Origin of the sequence: Odoribacter sp. AF15-53, assembly GCF_003479425.1 — a bacterium.
GTDB lineage: Bacteria > Bacteroidota > Bacteroidia > Bacteroidales > Marinifilaceae > Butyricimonas.
In genome coordinates this window covers 340,702-361,248 of sequence record NZ_QUHC01000004.1, presented here as the reverse complement: position 1 = coordinate 361,248, position 20,547 = coordinate 340,702, and the positions used below count along the sequence as shown (strand labels likewise).

Sequence of the window (20,547 nt, the reverse complement as noted above, 5' to 3'; positions counted from 1 at the left end):
ACGTTACAAGTTACAGGTTATCAGGTTACAAGTCCGTTATTCTCCCCGGTCAAACCCTCAACCTGCAACTTGCAGCACTGAAAGTGCAACCTGTAACTTGTAACCTTTCTATGGTGCGAAAATAAGAAAAAAATCATACCTTCGCACGACAGATTTAAACAATAATTATTATGAGCAAGATAGCGTTAATCACAGGAGCCACTTCCGGTATCGGAAAGGCAACAGCGACCAGATTGGCCGAAATCGGGTATGACATCATTATCACCGGACGCCGGGGAGATCGTCTCTCGGCTTTTGAAACGGAATTAAAAGCGAAAGGAGTAAAAGTTTTGGCTCTTCAATTTGATGTTCGTAATCAACAAGAAGTTCATAACGCCATCAACAACCTGCCAGAAGCTTGGAAAAACATTGATATACTCGTAAATAACGCCGGACTTGCCGTCGGCACTTCTCCGATTCAGGACGGAATTCTGGATGACTGGGAACGCATGATCGACACGAACGTGAAAGGTCTTCTTTACATCACTCGTGAAATCGCTCCCCTGATGATCAAGAACGAGAAAGGACATATCGTCAATATAGCCTCCGTGGCAGGCAAAGAAGTTTATCCCGGCGGTAACGTTTATTGCGCAACCAAACACGCTGTAGACGCCCTCTCCAAAGCCATGCGAATCGACATGGTGAAACACAATATCAAAGTAACCAACATCGCCCCGGGTATGGTAGAAACCGAGTTCTCGGTAGTTCGCTACAAGGGTGATCAACAGGCTGCCGACAACGTGTACAAAGGCATCACCCCGCTTTCGGGAGAAGACATTGCCGACACGATCGTGTTCGCCGTCACCCGTCCGGCACACATCTGCCTGAACGACATCCAGATCATGCCCACGGCCCAAGCCAGCTCAAGAGACGTCAACCGGAAATAATAGAGACATATTAAAATAAAATGCACTCTCATAGTGCAAAAATCAGATAAAAAATGCACTCTCATGGTGCATTTTTTTTATATAACTGAACAACACGAATCTTACTTACAATTTAGCACAAGATTCAATTCTCCACTTTCAATCGACCACTCTCCCCGTCCACCACGACAAATCCCTGCCGTAGCGTGTTTCCCTTGGCATCGACAAGATAAAGCGTGTGACGTCCGGGGGACACATTCACCTCCAACTGGTGATGATAACGGGTCGTTCCCAAAAACTGATCATCAATATGCCAATACACCAAAGTTGAAGGCTCCCGATGAGCCATTTCGAACACGACACCCCGTACAACCCCACCCAAATCCTTGGGAATAAACACACGTAAACCCCGTTGCGGGTAAATCATTTCCATGACATCATCCTGTCCCCGTTGGCAATCCGCACGGTAAGGAGGTAATTTCTTGTAATCCGAATGCGCACGGGCATAATACCATTCCTGCACGGGCGACAACACGAACCAAGGTTCAATCTTCATCCGGGTCACCGATTCACATTCCGAATCCACTCGAAATTTACCCGATAAATCCAGATTCACCAAACGATGATAAGGACAAACCTCCGTTTTCTCCCCGGCCCGGGCTACATACACGGTATCCACTTCCGGACAGATATCGGAAGCCCGGTAACCGCTCTTGCGGCAAACAGGAATAGCCACCAACTCTTCCCTCGGCATGTAAAAATGTAAATCAGTACGCAACAAAGAGGCCACTTCAAACAAGATCGGAGCTGCCGCACGCACACCGACCAATCCCGGCCGTCCTTCACCGTCCGCGTTCCCCACCCAGACACCGACAACATATTCCGGGTTCACTCCTACCGCCCAGGCATCCCGGAAACCGAAACTGGTTCCCGTCTTCCAAGACAGGTTCATCGAAGAGGCGAAATTCTTCCACCCCGATTCCAAATCCGGGCGTTCCACGTCCTGCAACGCCTTTAGCGTGAGCCATACCGCCGCGGCACTCACCACGTTCTGCCCGATATCAACACTATCCGTCCTCTCATCCTCCCAAACCCGCAAACGCCGGAATTCATGATCGAAACTAGCCCCGTCACACTCGTTATAATGCCTCAAAACAGAAGCCATTCCCCCGTATAAATTACACAAATCCCATAACTTACACTCGGCCCCCCCTAAAATCAAACTTAAACCGTAAGCCTCGGCCCGACGATTCAGGGTCGTGATCCCCATCTTTTTCAAGTTATCGTAAAAATGTTCCACCCCGTACTCTCTCAACAAGCGCACGAAAGGAATATTCAACGACATCGACAACGCCTTGTCAGCAGGCACCACTCCTTGAAAATCCTTGTTAAAATTCGAAGGTACATACCCCCCGAAACGGGAAGGGACATCCGACACGATTGTCCCCGGCAAAATAAAACCGGATTGCTGCATCAAAGCATATAAAGCGGGTTTCAAAATACTCCCCGAACTGCGATTCGATGTAATAATATCTACCTGATTTCCCCCGTCATCACGTACTCTGGGCCCGTTCCCCACGTAAGCCCGGACCTGTCCGGTCGGGATATGCGCCACCAGCACGGCGGCATTATATATATGATTATGTTTCAACACATCAATATGCCGCTTCACGATACCATTCACCTGCTCTTGCAGACGGGTATCAATAAACGTCCGGCTAATCTGGCCTTTACGTTGCCCGTAAGCCTTCGCCAGTAAATGAGGAGTGATACACTCCGGGCTATACACCTTTTCGGGCAAAGGTTCCGCCATGGCCATTTCCAAATCCCCCCGATCAAAACACCCCAGTTCGTGAAGTTCCCGCAATAAAGCATCCCTCTTCCCCTTCAAACCGGACATATTCCTTCCCGGATACATCAACGCGGGTGCGTTCGGTAACACGGCCAGTAACGCCGCCTCTGCCCAGCTCAACTCGTCCGGCTGGCGGTTGAAATATTTTAGCGCGGCAGCCTGTATACCCACGATATTTCCCCCGAAAGGAGCGTGATCGACATACATATTCAGGATTTCCCACTTGGTGTAACTCTGTTCCAGGCGAATCGCCAGCAACATTTCTAACATCTTCTCCGGGATCGTCCGGGGCGGATTATCACGAGACAAACGAATCACCTGCATCGTCAACGTGCTTCCCCCGCTCACCACCGAACCGCTTCGCAGATTCAACCACAACGCCCGCCCGATAGCCAACGGGTCAACTCCCGGATGTTGCAGGAAACGTTTATCCTCGAAACACATCAAAGCGGTCACGTATTTCAAGGAAAGCCTCCCTCGCCCGGAAACCCGGTATTGCCCGTCTTCCGCCACGGTCATTCCCATAATCTCCCCCTCTTTATCAAGAATCACGGTAGAATAGGGCACTGTAAACAAAGGGACAGGCAGAAAATACCACCAACCGATCACGAACGCGAGCAACACGCTCCCCCCGATGCACCTCTTCAGCACCGGTCTTCGTGTCATTTCCCGCCAAATATTCATATTGCAATGATTACAACGTGTAATCCTCCACGTGAAAGCCCCGCAAAAACTCGTCCGTTTTCATTCTCTTCTTTCCGGACAACTGCAACTCTTTAATCCGAATCGCACCGCCTTTCACAAGTACATCCAAAAACGTCTTGTTATCCGTGGCCAAAGTCACGTCACCCGTGTATTCCTTGGGAATCCGCTCCGTTACGAAAATCTTTAGTGATACCGTTTCCCCGGTCTTTTTGTTCTTTAACTCCGTCCATGCCGTCGGGAAAGGAGAAAGTCCCCGGATACGGTTATAAATCATATCCAATCCCAGCGTCCAATCCACCTTCATATCCTCCTTGAAAATTTTGGGGGCATGCTTCGGTTCACGTCCTGCCAGCAATCCCGTCTGATCCTGCAAAGGATACTCGCCGGAAGCCATCGCCTCCACCGTCTTCACCAACAAATCGGCCCCCGTGTACATCAATTGATCATGCAACTCCCCGGCGGTCATCGTTTCACCGATCTCCACCCGTTCCTGGAAAATCAAATTCCCGGTGTCGATCTCATGTTTCAAAAGAAAAGTCGTCACCCCGCTACAAGTCTCCCCGTTTATCACCGCCCAGTTAATCGGGGCTGCACCCCGGTAATCCGGCAACAAAGAAGCATGCAGGTTCACCGTTCCCAGCGGGGGCATATTCCAAACCACCTCCGGCAACATCTTGAAAGCCACCACCAATTGCAAATCAGCCCGGAAAGCTCTCAAATCAGCCAAAAACCGCTCGTCACGAAAACGTTCCGGTTGTAACACGGGAATTCCCTTCTCCACGGCAAATTTCTTCACGGGAGACTCTTGAATCTTCTGTCCTCTCCCGGCCGGTTTATCCGGATTAGTCACGACAGCCACGACATGATGCCCGGCCTCCAACAACTTTTGTAACGGGTACACCGCGAAATCAGGCGTCCCCATGTACACGATTCTTAATTCACGCATTCTTCTCTTTCTTTTTAAAGAAACCGACTATCTTCTTGATAAAATTAGCATACGATTCACTACTCATCACGGCCGAATCCGTCATCGCCGTGTAAGTCAATATCGCACCGAGAGGCAACAGGATCACAGAAGAAATCCACATCCCCTGCCAAGGTTCCAAAACACCCTCGCGAGCCGCTCGTTCTCCCATCATCCAAATAATATAATACACGATAAACAAGAAAATCGAAACCACGACCGGCGCGCCCAAACCTCCTTTACGAATAATTCCTCCCAACGGGGCCCCGATAAAGAAAAATATAAAACAAGCAAATGACAACGTGAACTTACGGTGCCACTCGATATTATACTTACGGATAGCCTCCTCGTCACGATCATTTATCATCAGGTCATTCCTGTGATGAGTCTGCGCATTCCGCGCAAATTGCACGGCCTGTTCCATGGCATTTTTCCACTCTTCCGAATCCAAAGACATTCGCAAACTATCCAAATCTTTCACCTGTCCTTGTGTCTCTTGTTGTATCACACTATCCCGTTTCGGATTTCTATCCACTCTTTTCACGTAGCTATCCCGAATTAACCCCACGGCAACACCCTGTTTTCGACTCCCCAAACGCAGGTTTAAAGTATTTACCATACTATCCAGTTGTCTGATATTCAACATACCATAGCTATTTTTAAACAAATCCTCATCCGAACGTTTCAACTCGTTACCGGACAACGGGATCACGAAAAACTGCTTGTCAAAACGCACCCTGCGGAAAGGATACGTCTTCTTGTTATTCGTTTTCATGCCCTCATCCGTGTAAGTATAACCATGATACAACTCCACCTCCATGAAAAGCCCCGTCGGGTCGGCTTCCATGATTCCGGAATCGGCTATCGTGACCTCATAATTCCCTGCTCTATCCGTATGATTGTATATCAACATACCATACATCATACCCGTCTTCTTGTCGATCTTGTCAACCTTGATACTATACCCGTCAATATCATTGATAAACACCCCCTCTTTCAGCGACAATTCCGGCTTTTGCCGTTTGATATCATATAACAGACTACTCGCCTTCAAGTTCGCGTAAGGAAGCACGTTATTGGAGAAAAAGAACGCCCCGATCGTTAAGATAACAATCAGCACGATCAACGGCTTCATGATCCGGTATAAAGAAATACCCGCGGCCTTCATGGCCGTCAACTCGTAATTCTCCCCCATGGCACCGAACGTCATGATAGAAGCCAACAACACGGCCAAAGGTAACCCCATAGGCACCAATGTCATGGATACGTAAAAAAGTAAATGTGAGATAACGTGTCCCTCCAGCCCTTTTCCCACCAAATCATCAATATATCGCCACAAAAATTGCATGATCAACACGAACATACTGATAAAAAAGGTGGCCACGAAAGGACCGACAAAGCTTTTCAGCATAAACAGGTGTAGCTTCTTCATCTTTAGCACCTTATATTGGTTTTCATATTTTTCTATTCCATTCGCTATAAACGAATTCACAAAGATAAAAAAATTTTCCAGCCCAATAGCCAATAAAGTCCATAAAGTCTATAAAGTCTATAAAGTCCATAAGGGCTATAAGGTCGATGAACACTGCGGGCACTTTTATTCACGACAGCTTGAGCTGCCGGTAAGATGTTTAAATCACGCCACAACTTGTAACCTGTAACTTGCAACCTGTAACATGGTGAAGCCATCTTTATCATCCACCAACCGTACGATGTAACATTTCGACCTGTTTATTCCACAATTCAACAGCATCTCCCTCTTCATCAGTATCCACAAAATCCGTGATGATTAAAGCGACCTCTTCCGTCAAAGGCTCCACGTGAAGAGAGAATTCGAAAAACTCGTTTTCATCGTCCGCGTCCAACCACTTGAAGCGCACGTACGAATTTTTCTTCATATCCACCAACTCCGCTTGTTCACCAACACCATCCCACACGAATGTGAAGATATTTCCAGCATGTTTCACATCATCGGAAAACCACTCTGCCAAACCGGGAGCAGTACTTAGACGAGAGAACAATATTGTTACCGACGATGAGAAAATGTACTCTAAATCGATTCTTTTCCTCATACTTCATTTCAATTTGCTCGACAATATATAAAAGATTTACCGGATATACAAGAAAAACGAGAGTTTTAAGTTTTCCGCAACCCCAACTCCCTATTTACACAGAAGTTCGGCACCGCACTCCTGATTTATCACACCTCCCGGTATACCGACAGGTACACGCACCAGTATCGCACTAGTACTTCACTTATATATTACCTCATCTTCAACAAGAAATCAACCGAAAATCCCCAGTCCGGATAATCGATCCCTAATTGATGCATAATCGAAGCATAATTAACTTACAGGAGAAACACCGGAGAGACACCAAAGAATGTGTAGCGAAACACTAGAAAAAAACTAACCATATTCTCCCTTTAATTGAGTCATAAAATAGCAGGTATCCTTCGGACTGTTATCTACCGGCAGCCCAAGCTGCCGTACCCCCATGGGGTCCACGAACCTTATAAACTTTATGAACCTTATAAACCTTATGAACTTTTTTAATGATTTGCTTCTTCAATCAACCGATCACTGGAAAATCCGGCCACGACAGCCTCCTTGAACTGCTTTTTCCAAGCTTCATCCCGACTTTCATCCACCCGGGAAAAACGAATAATAATATCCGCAACAGACATCGAATGCAAATCAAAAGCCGGGTAATAGAAATAATCTTCCTCTTCCTTCGCTTCCACCAACAGATGTAAGTCTACCAATTCCTGCAACACGATACGTAACTTCCCGGTATTAATCTTCAACTCTTTGTTAATCATCCCCAAACTAGGCCCCCCGCCCCCGTTCACGTACACCCGAGCCGTGAACCTCATCACCTTCAACGCGCATTCCAACGTCTCCATCCAGGCCGTATCCCCAAACAACTCGCTTTTATACATAAAATGCCTGTTCCGAAAAATATAGCACAACTCCGTCCCCCACAGCACCACGCTCCAGCTCAACTGCAACCACACCAGCAACAAGGGCAACGCTGCCAACGTACCGTATATGGCACTGTAAGAACTCATCCCGATTTGGAAACGCAAGTAAAACCATTGAATAATCTGGTAAACCGTCCCGGCAATCATCGCCGCCACGAAAGCGTGTTTGAACTTCACCGGGGTGGCCGGCATGAACATATACAGGAAAATAAACAACATCCACACCAGCAGGTAAGGCAACAACTTGATCAACACCGTCAGGAAAGAACTGATCAACGGGAAATTCTCCTGCCAACCGGAGGCTGTCATGAACACGTTCAGACTGCTCACGAGAATCATCAGGATTGGGGCTATAAAAATAATCGAAAAGTAATCCGTGAACATCCGTCGCAAACTTCTTCCCTTTCTCACTCCCCAGATACGATTCATCGTCATCTCGGTACTGTTCAGCACCTTGATCACCGACCAAAGCAAAATCACGATACCCACTCCCGTGATAATCCCCCCTTTCGCGTGATCTATCGCTTTCGTGACATATCCCAGCATCTGTCCCGCAAATTCCTGGTTATCCCCCAACTGCATCATAAACTCTCTCTCCAGGGCTTCACGGGCTCCAAACCCGGCCGCGATAGCGAAAGCAAGAGCCATCAGCGGGATAAACGACAAAATAGAATAGAACGTGAGGGCCGAGGCCGAAATACTACAAGCGTCTTTGATAAAACGATTGAAAGAAACCACAAGAATCGACAAGGACTTTTGCAGGAACTCCGTGATCAGGAAACGACTCCCGTAATCCCGGCGCAAAACCATGTAGTGATAATCCAGATCCAACATACAATCCATCCGACGAAATACCTCATTTTTATATCGACGAAACAGCTCCATTCCCTGGTGACCTTTCTGTATATTCATAAAACTTTTCTTTCAAAACATTCGAGTTCCAAAGGTACGAAAAACCCCGCAACTTTCGTTACGGGGCTTTTAATATATTTCATAATACCCTCACTCGCCACCTATTTTTCCATCGGAAACATATTGTTCCCGAACCAGCTCGATCGCCTCCTTTCCGGTCATATGTTCAATCGTCAGTTCAATGATACAGACCTGCTTAAACAACTTATCAATTTCCCGTAACCGTCCCGGCTCATCGTCAGGAGAATATTTCCCGGCTAAAACCTCAAGTGCTTTTCTCTTCTCCCCGTCCTCTTTCAAAACACGAGCTCGCCCGAAAACAATGACACTACGAAAATAAGTCGTGTATTCCTGCGGTTTCACGTTATCCTGATCAATAACACAAAAAGAAACTTTATCGTTTTTTGCAATTGCATCTAATTTATGCCCCGTCAAAGCACTATGAAAAAAGATTTTAGAATCATGATACACGTAGCTAAGCGGAACAGCATATGGAAACCCGTCATCCCCTGCCACGGCCAGAACCCCGGAGGTCCCGTTATTCAAGACCGCAATAACCTCATCCAAAGACAAAAGTTGTTTTTTACGACGCATTTCTCTAAACATTCAAACCTCCTCTTTCAAATTCATTCCATTTCATTGCCACCGGGAATCGCCTCCACCTCACTTTAATACCAAAAGAGGGCGTAAACCCTCTTTCTAATATCTTTTATTTTCCTATCAACTCCCGGACTTTCGCCTTCACCAACTCGGGATCGGGATTCACCGGAAACACCAGATCAGGTTTCTGCTCAACCGGCTTGAATTCCTTCTTGTAGCGGGCGATGCCGCCACCCGTGATATTCAACATGATAATCGCATCTTCTTCCACCCGTTGCTCTTTCACCGCCTGCATCAACGTGGCAGTAGCAACAGCAGCAGCCGGCTCGATGTCAATACCCTCCAACTTCTCGAACAACTCCTTGGCAACCATAGCCTCGTCATTCGTGGCCAACATCATATCGCCACCCGTGGCAACCAGCGCATCGTAAAGTCCGCCTTTCAAAGAATAAGGCGGCTTCCGGTTAGACAACACCTTAGCGCACATCTCCTTCACCTGTTCCCGGGCCACGTTCTCATCCAGAGGTAACAAAGCTCGCGAACCGGCTTTCCACGCGTCATACATCAACGAGAACGGAGCATTCTGCGAAACGATCAACTTCATCAAGTTCGAACCGTAACGCCCGTCCTTGATAAACCGCCTGTTAGCTTCCCACGCGGCAATAGCCCCGGTACCGCTACCCACGGCCTGGAAATAATAATCCGGAATCCGGCCGATTTCCTGCACGGCCGACAAAACCGTCGTTCCCATCCCGTCGCGACGAGCCACGTTCTTGGCCCCTCCCTCGGGATAAAAATACTCCAGCTCGCAAATTATATTAGATAAATGTATCGCGTCAAAATAATCACAACCGGACGCCGAACAAACCAGCTTCACGCAGTCATTCCACGGTTGATCCGCCCAAATCGAGCTTAAATTATCTTCCGGTACACACAATAACAAAGGTATATTATTCTCCGAACACACGCGCCCGAATGCCCGAGCCGTATTCCCGGCCGAAGCCACCACCATGATTTTACCGCTGTTACCATTCGTTCGGGCACACACGGCGTACGCCTCGCACTCCTTAAACGAGCCGGTCTTCATCATCGCTCCCCGTTCCGGCCAGTAACCGTTAAACGTGATATACAAGTTTGATAAACCCAGATATTCGGCCAATCCCTCGCTCTTGTAAGTCACCGGAGCTCCGGAACCGTCCAGCGTCCGGCAAATGGGTAACCAGTTAGCGTATTTATAAATACCGGGTAAATCATTTCTTACTTCGAATTGACGCTTTGCATAACTTGCATAAATCAAAGCCGCACCATCCTTGTGGGGACACTCCAACTCCCACTCCTTATCTTCAAAAGTTGTCCCACAACATGTTGACTCTAAATGATAACTTGTCATATCTTCTCTCCTTGAATTGTACATTTCTTTATACGTACAAAAGTAAAGCTTTCCCACATCCCATAATAGAGTATAAATACCACTTTTTAAGATAAAAGCTAAAAACTAAAAGATAAAAACTGAAAGATAGAAATTAAGGGAGTATTATGACTTTTATTTTTTAGTTTTTATCTTTTAGTTTTCTCACGTATTCCGGCACCGTCAACCGCATGATATCCTGTTCGGAAATCCGGCTCCCGAAGAAATTCCGGTAGCGTTCGGCTTCCGCCTCCACGTGAGAACTTTTAGGATAAAGCACGACCTGAATCTCCGCGTTCGGGCGAATCATCCGGGCCAACAACTGCCGGATCTCGAAATCGGCAGCAGGCAACGAATACCCGATAAACACGATGCGGCTCGCCTCAGACAACTCGATCGCCGCGTTCTGCCATACCAGTTTGATCTGGATATTACTCAGATTCTTCAAGTACGTCGGTAACAACAAATTACTCTGCAACTTGATAGAATTGATCTCAGGAATACCATAATTTTTCCGGCAATGACGGCAATAAGCGGCTTTCATTATAGCGATCTCCTCGCCAAACCGCACGTACATACGCTGACACATGGGACATTGAAACCAGTTCATCGACCCATGCAACTTCAATAATTTAATATTGTATCCCCCATATCCCACGGCAAGCAATCCCGGCTTGATCGTATCGTCATTCGCCTCCCACGAACTCACGTAACAACAATAATCCACCACGCTCAACTTTTCCGGCTGCCCGTTCTCGATCGCCCGTTTCAAGGCATGATCAAACATCACGTCCCAATTCGTGGTAATCACCGACACCCGATCCTCCCCGTCCACCATACGCTGCCGGGCGATACCGTTTATATATTCCGCAAACTCGTCGATATAATCACAACAAGCCTTATTTTTCATGAAACTATAATTCACCGCTGCCCCCATCAAGGCGTTAAACTCCTCCCGCAACTCCACCAATCCCCTCGCACTGTACCGCCCGATCGAAAGCCCGTCCCAGATACACCGGTCTATCGGCGTGAATATATCCTCCAACTGCACGTTGCAATAATGATCCTCGTAAATATGCAATTCCTCTTTCAAAAAGCCGAGGAAATTATCCTTCGCCTTGATTAACCGCTCGTTCCCCCGCGTGAAATCCTCGTCCAGAATCGTCCTGATAATCTCATTCTGAACCAAACCTCCCGCCTCCTTAGAAAATCCCGATCCTAAAAAATAAACCGTCTTCTCCATTTTCGTGTTTTTATATCGCTCCACAAAAATAACATTTATCACACGTAAAAATATGACATTTGTATTAAATATGTCACGAACTTTTTCCCATAACGAGGTAAAATTCTCCAAAATTAAGCAAAAAATCAGCAAACACAGCCAAGACATAGACAAGATAAAGACGAGACAAAGACAAGTTAAGTCGTCTTTATTACCCCTCCATTACCAAGATATGCTCCCGTTACGCCCTCTTCTCGGCTCGAATTCCAACTCAATTTATACGGTATTTTATACCATGCTGACGGCAGCAAACGCATCGGTAACAACACTCTTGTAGCCCTAACGCTGATGATAGCCGAAAGCCGCTCCGAAGAAATGGATACAACGGTAAAAGTGACAGTAAACTTGATTAATAAGAACAATTAAATCCCCATACATTGAAAAGAAAAAGCCTCGTAAATCGGTAAATTTACAAGGCTTATCATTTTTGTCATTTCAGTGAACTCGGCGGGAGTCGAACCCACAACCTCTTGGGCCGTAACCAAGTGCTCTATCCATTAAGCTACGAGTCCTTTTCATTTGAGCGATGCAAAGGTAATATAATTTCTTTCACTTGGTCACTTCCCGGACGAATATTTTTAAATAATTCATACCCTTTGCTCGTTTGCTGGAAATACTTAATTTTGCCTCCCGAAACGAGAAAACAAGGCGTAAATCAGGAAATACTTAATAATCAGACATAAATTCATAATGAAGATGAAAAAACTATTCATGTTAACCCTACTACTTGCCGGGGTAATATCTTTACAAGCACAAATCAAAATCGGCAAGATGAAAATTGATACCAAAAAAGCCATTCAAGCCGGGAAAGATGCAGCCGGGGCCATCACGCTCTCGGACGAGGACATCGCCAACATGAGCAAAGAATACATCCAATGGGTTGATACCCATAATAAAATCGCTGCTCCGGATAGCGAACTGGGAAAACGTTTGGCCAAGATCACGGCAAACTTTCCCGCTATCGAAGGCTTGAATTTAAACTTCGCCGTTTACGAGGTTGTTGACGTGAACGCCTTTGCTTGCGGGGACGGAAGTATCCGTATTTTCGCCGGATTAATGGAACTCATGACAGACGACGAGGTGTTAGCCGTCATCGGACACGAAATTGGGCACGTGGTACACCAAGACACCAAACATGCCATGAAAAACGCTTACCTCCGTTCAGCCGCCAAGAATGCAGTCGGAGCCATGAGCGACAAAGTGTCCAAACTAACGGATTCCCAACTGGGGGACCTGGCCGAAGCCTTCATGGGCGCACAATTCTCCCAGAAACAAGAATACGCGGCCGACGATTACGCTTTTGATTTCTGTCTTCAGCAAAAAGTTGATCCCTACGCCATGTCAAAAGCCTTGAACAAACTGGTAGAACTCTCTAAAGGAGGAGGCGAAAAAGCTTCCCGTATCCAGCAAATGTTCTCCTCTCACCCGGACAGCGAAGCCCGTGCTGCCAGATTAAAAGAAAGAGCGGATAAATTACAAAAGTAATCACTACTTTAATAAAAAGGTGACTTGAACTGAACAAGTCACTTTTTTTATATCCCACCCCCTAATACTAGTTATAAGATACATCTCTAAATCTAAAACACATTCCCTCTCCTCCCTATTCTTAGGGAGGTTCCCATTACCCGTTCCCCCTCCCGCAAACACAAGCAACTTGCAGCCAGACACGCACAATTAGCACGCCACCACCCCTATCACGAATGGCGAGAGCGTTAGTTAAATATCCTCATTTTTAGTGATAGATTCATATTATTCAACCCTATAACTTTGCCTGCACAAAAAGAAATAGGTGATGAAATACACATTTAGGTTTATCAAAGTACTTTGCTTACTGGCTTATTTATCTGTCACGTTCTCGGTTAACGCTCAGAACCAGGCACGAATTCACTTGCAAGGCAACATAAAAGATGCCAAGACAAAAGAATTATTGGAATTCGCCACCGTATTATTAAAAAATGATTCCGTACAACTCCACGCCATCAGTGACACGAAAGGCTTTTTCAGTATAAAAAACGTGCCTGCCGGGACTTATATCCTGAATGTCTCTTTCATCGGTTATACCACCTTGCAACATCCCCTGTCCGTGACACGGGACACGACCCTGTCATTTCTACTGCAACCGGATAACATCACCCTACAAGATATAATCGTCACCGCTTCCGAATCGAGAGGATTAACCACCTCTTCCAAGATAAACCGGAAAGCCATAGACCTGTTACAACCGTCAAGTTTCACGGATATTCTCGCCCTGTTACCTGGAGGAAGGACAAAAGATCCCGCCCTGGGGGGTGTCAACCAGATACGACTTAGAGAGGTGGGTGTTACCAGTGAAGACTACGACGTTTCATCTCTTGGAACTTCATTCCTTATCAACGGGGTTCCTATCAACACGGACGCGAACATGCAACACGTTCTAGGGTCTTATCAAAGCGATCACGATTATTACCGGAACAGCATCGGCAAAGGGGTTGACATGCGGACGTTATCCACCGACTTTATCGAGAGCGTGGAAATCATACGAGGGATTCCCTCCGTCGAGTACGGGGAACTCACTAGCGGGGTGATCAAGATTCAACGTAAATCGGGTCTGCAACCCTGGGACGTTCGTGTAAAAGCAGACCCGGAGAGTAAACTCGTGTACGTGGGAAAAGGTTTCCAATGCGAAAACGGTTGGGCATTAAACTTCGGTTTCGATTACCTCGACGCCAAGATTGATCCGCGCAATAACCTGGAAAGTTATAAAAGATTATCCGCTATGACACACGCCGTACGGGAATGGCAAACCGGAATCCGCAAACTATCATGGAGCATAGACCTGGATTACGGGCAATCCATCGACGATGAAAAAAGTGATCCCGATATCAGTTATAAAAAAATAGACAAGTATAAATCCAGTTATCACCGCGTATCCTTGGCGAACACGCTGACATGGACATTCGCCCAATACAGTAAATGGCAATTTATCAACCTGACAGCCTCCGTGGATTATTCCAGCAATAAAATAAAACAAACCAAATTCATCTCGCTGGACAAGGACACGTCCATCCCGAATAACACCGAAGAAGGCGAACACGACGGGATATTTCTTCCCTACAAATACACCGCGTACCTGGAAGTAGACGGGCAACCGATCAACGCTTACGTGAAAGCGATGGGGCAATATGACATAAACTTATTCAACACGACCAACAAATTGAAAGCGGGAGTCGAATGGCAGATGAGTAAAAACTTGGGAAAAGGACAAGTGTACGATCCTGAGCTTCCCCTTTATCCCTCGTCAGCGTACCGGGCTCGTCCATACGATGCCATTCCGGCAAATCACATGATTTCGTTCTTCCTTGAAGACGGTATTTCGGTCCCCGTCAAACGACATCACCTGATGATTTCGGGAGGGATACGGGCCTTTTCGCCACTCAACCTTGACAATACCTACCGGATGCAAGGCAAAATATACGTCGATCCGCGGGTTAACACCTTGTGGAAATTTCCGGCACTATTTATTCGTGACCGACAATTAAACATTCAGATCGCGGGAGGTATCGGCTGGCAAAGAAAAATGCCCGTCATGTCACAACTCTACCCGGAAATGATCTATCATGATCTTACCCAATTAAATTATTACCATTCCAATAGCGACTATCGCCGGATAAACATGATGACTTATATCATCAATCCGACGAACTTCAACCTGGAACCTGCCCGGAACCGGAAATGGGAAATTCGTCTGGATTTCGATTATAACAAACATTTGTTTTCCGTGAACTATTTTTACGAGAAGATGACTTCCGGATTCAGGAATTCAAGTTATCACCGATCTTTTCAATACAAGAAATATGACACGTCAACCATAGACCATACCTCCTTGGAAGGTCCCCCTCAATTGGAAGATTTGACCTACACAACCGATACGGTTATCCGTACTTACGGGATGCTCACCAACGGAAGTATGATCGTCAAAGAAGGAATCGAGTTCCAATACTCCTCCAACCGAATCGAATCCATCCGCACTAAAATCACTATTACCGGGGCTTGGTTTAAATCGAGATACAGCAACAGCCAGCCGGTATACAAGCAACCGAGCGTCATGCTTAACGGAGAATACTTAAAATACGTCGGGTTATACCTGGACGACGACGGGTATATCCGGGAACAGTTCAACACGAATTTCAAGTTCGACACGTACTTGCAACCGCTTGGACTGAATTTCGCCACCACGGTAGAATGTATGTGGCTCTCTAACAAACAAAGCATGAAGAAAAACGGGGTCCCGATCAAATACGTCGACATCAAAGGAGAAGAACACGATTATACCGAAGCCGACTACACACATGTTGAACGCCAACATTTGATTGAAAAATACAACGAAGCTGCATTCAAAAAAACGACGGTACCCATATCTGTCAATGTCAACTTCTCGGCGACAAAATATTTTAATAAAAAAATAGGGCTTTCCATGTTCGTGACAAACATCCTGGATTACAACCCGGACTACGAATCCAACGGGCTTAAAGTAAGAAGAAAGGCGATCCCTTATTTCGGAATGGAATTGAATATTAAATTATAAAACAAATAAAACGATGAACATGAAAAATAACTTTATTATTTTCAGTTTGTTGATCATGACGATCTTCAACCTCTTGTCATGCACGGACGATGACAAAAACATCCAGACGACCGAATTCAAATTAACAACGACACTCCCCGCCGACTACGAGGATCCCAGTATTTCCAACATGGTCGTAAACTTCACGAATGTCAACACGGGACGGGTGATCAGTGACAACTCCTTTGCCAATAACGAGGTAACCGTAACCATTCCCGAGGGAATGTACCACATCAGCATGGAAGGTGCCATTCAATACAAGAGAGAAGGCAAGAACATGAATGGACAAATCCGGGGATACGAGGAATCGGTTAACATCACCGGAGCAAGTGCATCTTTAACCACCGAATTGTTCGTGAGCCAGATATCTTCGGATTTCATCATTGCCGAAATATTCTTCACGGGAACACTTACCGAAGAAGGAAAACAATACGACGGTGACAAGTACATCAAAATTTATAACAACACGGATAAAGTACTTTACGCTGACGGGCTATCTATCCTCGAATCAACATTCCTTACCGTGGATAAACAAGACTACACGCCCAATATCATGAATCAAGCCATGGCGGTCAGCTCAATCCTGACCATACCGGGAAGCGGCACGGAACATCCGGTTAACCCGGGAGAATTCATGATTATCGCGGACAACGCCATCAACCATCACGCTCAAAATTCTCAATCCTTTGACCTAAGCAAAGCGAATTTCGAAATTTATTACGATGACGGGGGTGACATTGACAACCCAGAAGTGCCAAACATACTTACCCCCTACGGCAAATTCATATTTCACAATCGCGGATTCCGCAGTTACGCGATCGCTCGCCTGGGAGACATGGAAGAATTCTTAAAGAATTATACTTACGATTACGAATGGATGTTCATTTTCGGGGAATACGAAATTCCTCAAGCTGAAAGTTGCTATAAAGTTCCCAACGAAATGATTGTCGATGCAGTCAACCTAAGTGTTAAATCTGAATTCCAATGGATTGTTACCTCCCCCACGCTGGACATGGGTTGGACCTACTGCGGCGTGATCGACAAGGATAATAACCGATACGGGAAAAGTGTACTCCGGAAAACCTTCTCAACCACGGAAGACGGAAGAGCTATTCTAGCAGATTCCAACAACTCCACGTTGGATTTCACGCCCGAAGCCACCCCGTCTCTAAAACAATAATTATTAAACCAACAAAATCATGATCTCTCGTTTCATTCTGGTTTTCAGTCTTATATTTCAAACCTTCGGGGTTTGGGCTCAGGATAGTATTCCGGTAAACACCCGCACACGAACCTACTTCTCCCCAACGGAGAATTTCGTGTCACAACTCTATGACAACCCGGCAATAAACTACTATGCCCATACTTTTTCCATATCGGAAATTCAAATCGGTTGGAAACAACAGAATGCCAATAAAGCCATCCTGCCCCAACTTGGTTCGGAAGTGAGCAATTTCTCTTTTAACGCATTTTCCTACATGCCGCTGAAAGCCAACAGCAAAGTATGGGGAAGTGCCTATTTCAAAAAGGGACGGAAAGAAAAAGTAGAATGGAACGAGGCATCTGATTATTTAATGGTATATCCTTACGTGGTTGCCGATTCTATCGGGGGCGAAATGGATTTCGAAGAGTACTATTTCGCCGGAGGTTATGCACAGGAGCATGAGCGTCTGACGTGGGGTATATATGGTAATTACCGGGCCCTCATCGAATACCGAAAAATAGATCCCCGCCCGAAAAACATCGTTTCCGACCTGAGAGCGTCTATCGGGATATCGGTGAAACTCAACCGACAATACTTAGCGGGAATCGCCCTGCATGCCGGGAAATACAAGCAAACCAACGACCTCAAATTCTTTAGCGAACTGGGTTCCGCGGTCACCTATAATTTAAGCGGTCTGGGCATGGATTACGTCCGTTTCCGACGGGGAGCCACGTCCATCTATTACGACGGGGAACGCTACGGGGCAAGCATTGAAATTCTTCCCCGGAACAAAACCGGACTATCCGGGGCTTTCGGGTATGAAAAATTCTCTTTCGAGAAAATCATTTCAGATCTGAATGATCTCCCCCTGAATGAACTCAAACAGAACGAGATGAAAGCGGAACTCGCTTACACCTCCTTCCAATCCGTACATCAATGGGGGATCCGGACAAAAGCATCCTACCAGAAGCGAAAAGGTATCGAATCACTCATCGGGAGCGCTTCTACAAACGTGTATGAAAAAACGGGTGAGGCGGAACAATTATCCGTGAAACGGACCGACATCACCCTTTCGGGCGTGTACGGACGTGACAAGAATCAACGCCTCACGTGGTACGTGTCCCCAAGAGCGGGTTTCAACTCGTTCGAAATGGAATACCTCGATCCCGCCCGTGTCATGAAACTGGAATACCTGTCCGGGGGAATGAATTTCTTCGCCTCCGCGGGATACAAAAAGTCGGCCTTCCAGCTTACCCTGGACGGCGAATACCGGAATAATTCAACAGCCGACCTGCAACTCACGGAAATCAACAAGGAACAAATCGCCCTAGCCGGTGTTTACGCGGCTTACGACAATTTATCAACCAACAACTGGACCACGAATATCGAATTGCGCTGGAATTATACCCTACCCAAAAACAGGGGCATTTTCATCAAATTAAACTGGCAACACGACTCCTACAAAAGCGACTTGCACCGGGAAACGCTGCAAGCACATTGTGGTTTCGTGTTTTAATCACTAACATCATTTTGTAATGGAAAAAGTAATCGAGTGTCGCAACATAACGCACTATTACGGAGAGAAACTAATCTACGAGAACCTGAACTTTGAAGTTGAAAAAGGCAAAGTACTCGGGTTACTCGGGAAAAACGGGACAGGCAAGACAACCATTATTAACATCCTGAATGGTTACCTGAAACCTCGTTCCGGGGAGTGTTACCTTCTCGGCGAGAACATGAATCACCTCACTCCCGCCACGAAAGCCAAGATCGGGTTATTACTGGAAGGTCATGTACAACACACCTATTTCACGATAGAACAGATAGAAAAATATTACCGTGCTTTTTTCCCGAACTGGAACAGGGACGCGTTCTACGGTTTAATGGAAAAACTAAAAGTGGTTCCCCACCAAAAGATCAACCACATGTCATGCGGCCAACGCTCGCAAGTAGCGTTAGGCTTGTTATTCGCCCAAGACCCGGAACTGCTCATTCTGGATGATTTCTCCATGGGCCTTGATCCCGGGTATCGCCGTCTGTTCGTCGAATACCTGCGGGATTTCGCCTCTAGCGGGAATAAAACCATATTTCTGACCTCGCACATCATCCAAGACATGGAACTCCTGATTGATGATTGCATGATTCTGGATTACGGACGATTACTCATACACAAGCCGACCCGGGAAATCATGGAAAACTTCCACCGCTTCCGCTTCTCGCTGGCTGACGGGCAAACTCCCGTGCAACACGAATCGCTGTGGAATGCAGAGAAAAACAACGGGCAATGGGAAGTTTATTCTTTCGAGTCCCTCGAACACGTCCGGCAAATACTGGAATCCGGGGGAGCATCAATCCCTGACCTCAAAATGGAATCACTATCCCTCGAAGATGCCTTTATCGGTTTAACCGGGAAATATTAATCTAAAAAAACAACACGGAAACAATGATGAATAAAGCACTACTTTTCAAAGAGTGGATCAAAACCCGCTGGATGATCCTCTTAATGTTCGCAGTATTCGCCCTCGCCATGGGATATATCGCTTTACGTATATCGAGTGCCGCACGCAACGTCGGCATGCCCCATTTATGGGAAGTATTTATCCTGAAAAACGTCGTTTTGCTTGACCAGATAAAAGTCCTCCCGCTACTCGCCGGAATCGTCATGGGAATCACCCAGTTTATCCCGGAAATGACCAAAAAGCGGTTTAAACTAACCCTGCACCTCCCCCTGGGAGAAAACCGTATTTTATTCCTCATGCTAGGGTTCGGCGTTATTTGCCTATTAACTCTCTTCACCGTCAGTTACGGGGGATTCCTGTGGGGCTTGTCCTCCAGCTTCCCGAGAGAAGTGGTAGCAGCCTGGTTCTCCACGGTCTTACCCCAGATATTGTGCGGGTTCGCAACTTACCTGCTCACGGCGTGGATCATCCTCGAACCCGTGTGGGCACAACGCGTATATAACGCCATTATCGGCCTGTTGCTCGTGTCCCTGTTCATGATACAGGGAGTTCCGGGCAGTTACGTATACATGCTTCCCTTCCTGTACGGGGTTCTCGTACTTTTGGCGATCTATCCCAAAATCTCCATTAAACATTTTAAAGAAGGAATGCAATAACACGATTAAACTTC

The 20,547-nt window shown here is 46.4% G+C and carries 15 protein-coding genes, 1 tRNA gene and 1 pseudogene; 8 read left to right on the top strand and 9 right to left on the bottom strand.

The features are described from left to right. Window positions 1-170 precede the first annotated feature (170 nt). Window positions 171-926 (top strand): SDR family NAD(P)-dependent oxidoreductase, encoded by a 756-nt coding sequence (locus DWW52_RS11275; protein WP_118715596.1) that lies wholly within the window; start codon window positions 171-173, stop codon window positions 924-926. Between the two features lie 124 nt (window positions 927-1,050). Here DWW52_RS11275 and pbpC read toward each other — a convergent pair whose 3' ends face one another. The 8 genes from pbpC to DWW52_RS11235 all read right to left on the bottom strand — a co-directional run bounded on the left by pbpC (window position 1,051) and on the right by DWW52_RS11235 (window position 11,596). Beyond that, the gene (gene pbpC / locus DWW52_RS11270) at window positions 1,051-3,441 is read right to left on the bottom strand and encodes a penicillin-binding protein 1C (RefSeq protein WP_233556843.1); all 2,391 of its coding nucleotides are present in this window, start codon (window positions 3,439-3,441) and stop codon (window positions 1,051-1,053) included. A 10-nt stretch (window positions 3,442-3,451) separates the two neighbouring features. Continuing rightward, the gene (fmt, locus tag DWW52_RS11265; RefSeq protein ID WP_118715595.1) at window positions 3,452-4,408 is read right to left on the bottom strand and encodes a methionyl-tRNA formyltransferase; all 957 of its coding nucleotides are present in this window, start codon (window positions 4,406-4,408) and stop codon (window positions 3,452-3,454) included. Continuing rightward, window positions 4,401-5,858, bottom strand: a complete 1,458-nt coding sequence (locus DWW52_RS11260; RefSeq protein ID WP_118715594.1) for an LptF/LptG family permease — start codon at window positions 5,856-5,858, stop codon at window positions 4,401-4,403. The genes fmt and DWW52_RS11260 overlap by 8 nt, the downstream gene beginning before the upstream one ends. Window positions 5,859-6,120: 262 nt before the next feature. Then, on the bottom strand, window positions 6,121-6,498 hold the full coding sequence (locus DWW52_RS11255) for an START-like domain-containing protein (protein ID WP_118715593.1): 378 nt from the start codon (window positions 6,496-6,498) through the stop codon (window positions 6,121-6,123). Between the two features lie 479 nt (window positions 6,499-6,977). Next, window positions 6,978-8,321, bottom strand: coding sequence for a YihY/virulence factor BrkB family protein (locus DWW52_RS11250; protein ID WP_118715592.1), 1,344 nt, complete (start codon window positions 8,319-8,321; stop codon window positions 6,978-6,980). A 90-nt stretch (window positions 8,322-8,411) separates the two neighbouring features. Continuing rightward, window positions 8,412-8,927 (bottom strand): pyridoxamine 5'-phosphate oxidase family protein, encoded by a 516-nt coding sequence (locus tag DWW52_RS11245; RefSeq protein ID WP_118715591.1) that lies wholly within the window; start codon window positions 8,925-8,927, stop codon window positions 8,412-8,414. 103 nt (window positions 8,928-9,030) lie between these two features. Further along, the gene (locus tag DWW52_RS11240) at window positions 9,031-10,311 is read right to left on the bottom strand and encodes a cysteate synthase (RefSeq protein WP_118715590.1); all 1,281 of its coding nucleotides are present in this window, start codon (window positions 10,309-10,311) and stop codon (window positions 9,031-9,033) included. A 160-nt stretch (window positions 10,312-10,471) separates the two neighbouring features. Then, a complete protein-coding gene (locus DWW52_RS11235; RefSeq protein WP_148315360.1) occupies window positions 10,472-11,596 on the bottom strand; it encodes a hypothetical protein in 1,125 nt (374 codons plus the stop codon). A 237-nt stretch (window positions 11,597-11,833) separates the two neighbouring features. Between DWW52_RS11235 and DWW52_RS21270 the strand changes: the two are divergent. Beyond that, window positions 11,834-11,977, top strand: a pseudogene (locus DWW52_RS21270) (cytochrome C biogenesis protein CycH); the annotation flags it as partial. Between the two features lie 73 nt (window positions 11,978-12,050). Here the strand turns inward: DWW52_RS21270 and DWW52_RS11225 are convergent. Beyond that, a tRNA-Arg gene (locus DWW52_RS11225) sits at window positions 12,051-12,123 on the bottom strand. A gap of 184 nt (window positions 12,124-12,307) precedes the next feature. On the opposite strand from DWW52_RS11225, the gene DWW52_RS11220 reads away from it, so the two are divergent. From DWW52_RS11220 to DWW52_RS11195, 6 genes are all read left to right on the top strand, one after another. Beyond that, window positions 12,308-13,096 (top strand): M48 family metallopeptidase, encoded by a 789-nt coding sequence (locus tag DWW52_RS11220; protein ID WP_370449508.1) that lies wholly within the window; start codon window positions 12,308-12,310, stop codon window positions 13,094-13,096. A gap of 307 nt (window positions 13,097-13,403) precedes the next feature. Further along, entirely contained in the window at window positions 13,404-16,175 is a 2,772-nt protein-coding gene (locus DWW52_RS11215) for a TonB-dependent receptor (protein WP_118715587.1), read from the top strand. Window positions 16,176-16,194: 19 nt separating this feature from the next. Continuing rightward, the gene (locus tag DWW52_RS11210) at window positions 16,195-17,394 is read left to right on the top strand and encodes a DUF4876 domain-containing protein (RefSeq protein ID WP_118715683.1); all 1,200 of its coding nucleotides are present in this window, start codon (window positions 16,195-16,197) and stop codon (window positions 17,392-17,394) included. Between the two features lie 19 nt (window positions 17,395-17,413). Then, complete coding sequence (locus DWW52_RS11205; protein WP_118715586.1) at window positions 17,414-18,934, top strand: DUF6850 family outer membrane beta-barrel protein; 1,521 nt, start codon at window positions 17,414-17,416, stop codon at window positions 18,932-18,934. A gap of 19 nt (window positions 18,935-18,953) precedes the next feature. Continuing rightward, a complete protein-coding gene (locus tag DWW52_RS11200; protein WP_118715585.1) occupies window positions 18,954-19,838 on the top strand; it encodes an ABC transporter ATP-binding protein in 885 nt (294 codons plus the stop codon). A 23-nt stretch (window positions 19,839-19,861) separates the two neighbouring features. Then, window positions 19,862-20,533 carry a hypothetical protein gene (locus tag DWW52_RS11195; protein ID WP_118715584.1) on the top strand — a complete coding sequence of 224 codons (672 nt, stop codon included), beginning with the start codon at window positions 19,862-19,864 and terminating at the stop codon, window positions 20,531-20,533. Window positions 20,534-20,547: the final 14 nt, after the last annotated feature.

What these genes read in the sequence shown, in the direction of transcription:
- DWW52_RS11275 (WP_118715596.1), top strand. Translation starts at nt 171, where the DNA reads ATGAGCAAGATAGCGTTAATCACAGGAGCCACTTCCGGTATCGGAAAG.
- pbpC (WP_233556843.1), bottom strand. Translation starts at nt 3,441, where the DNA reads ATGAATATTTGGCGGGAAATGACACGAAGACCGGTGCTGAAGAGGTGC.
- fmt (WP_118715595.1), bottom strand. Translation starts at nt 4,408, where the DNA reads ATGCGTGAATTAAGAATCGTGTACATGGGGACGCCTGATTTCGCGGTG.
- DWW52_RS11260 (WP_118715594.1), bottom strand. Translation starts at nt 5,858, where the DNA reads ATGAAGAAGCTACACCTGTTTATGCTGAAAAGCTTTGTCGGTCCTTTC.
- DWW52_RS11255 (WP_118715593.1), bottom strand. Translation starts at nt 6,498, where the DNA reads ATGAGGAAAAGAATCGATTTAGAGTACATTTTCTCATCGTCGGTAACA.
- DWW52_RS11250 (WP_118715592.1), bottom strand. Translation starts at nt 8,321, where the DNA reads ATGAATATACAGAAAGGTCACCAGGGAATGGAGCTGTTTCGTCGATAT.
- DWW52_RS11245 (WP_118715591.1), bottom strand. Translation starts at nt 8,927, where the DNA reads ATGTTTAGAGAAATGCGTCGTAAAAAACAACTTTTGTCTTTGGATGAG.
- DWW52_RS11240 (WP_118715590.1), bottom strand. Translation starts at nt 10,311, where the DNA reads ATGACAAGTTATCATTTAGAGTCAACATGTTGTGGGACAACTTTTGAA.
- DWW52_RS11220 (WP_370449508.1), top strand. Translation starts at nt 12,308, where the DNA reads ATGAAAAAACTATTCATGTTAACCCTACTACTTGCCGGGGTAATATCT.
- DWW52_RS11215 (WP_118715587.1), top strand. Translation starts at nt 13,404, where the DNA reads ATGAAATACACATTTAGGTTTATCAAAGTACTTTGCTTACTGGCTTAT.
- DWW52_RS11210 (WP_118715683.1), top strand. Translation starts at nt 16,195, where the DNA reads ATGAAAAATAACTTTATTATTTTCAGTTTGTTGATCATGACGATCTTC.
- DWW52_RS11205 (WP_118715586.1), top strand. Translation starts at nt 17,414, where the DNA reads ATGATCTCTCGTTTCATTCTGGTTTTCAGTCTTATATTTCAAACCTTC.
- DWW52_RS11200 (WP_118715585.1), top strand. Translation starts at nt 18,954, where the DNA reads ATGGAAAAAGTAATCGAGTGTCGCAACATAACGCACTATTACGGAGAG.
- DWW52_RS11195 (WP_118715584.1), top strand. Translation starts at nt 19,862, where the DNA reads ATGATGAATAAAGCACTACTTTTCAAAGAGTGGATCAAAACCCGCTGG.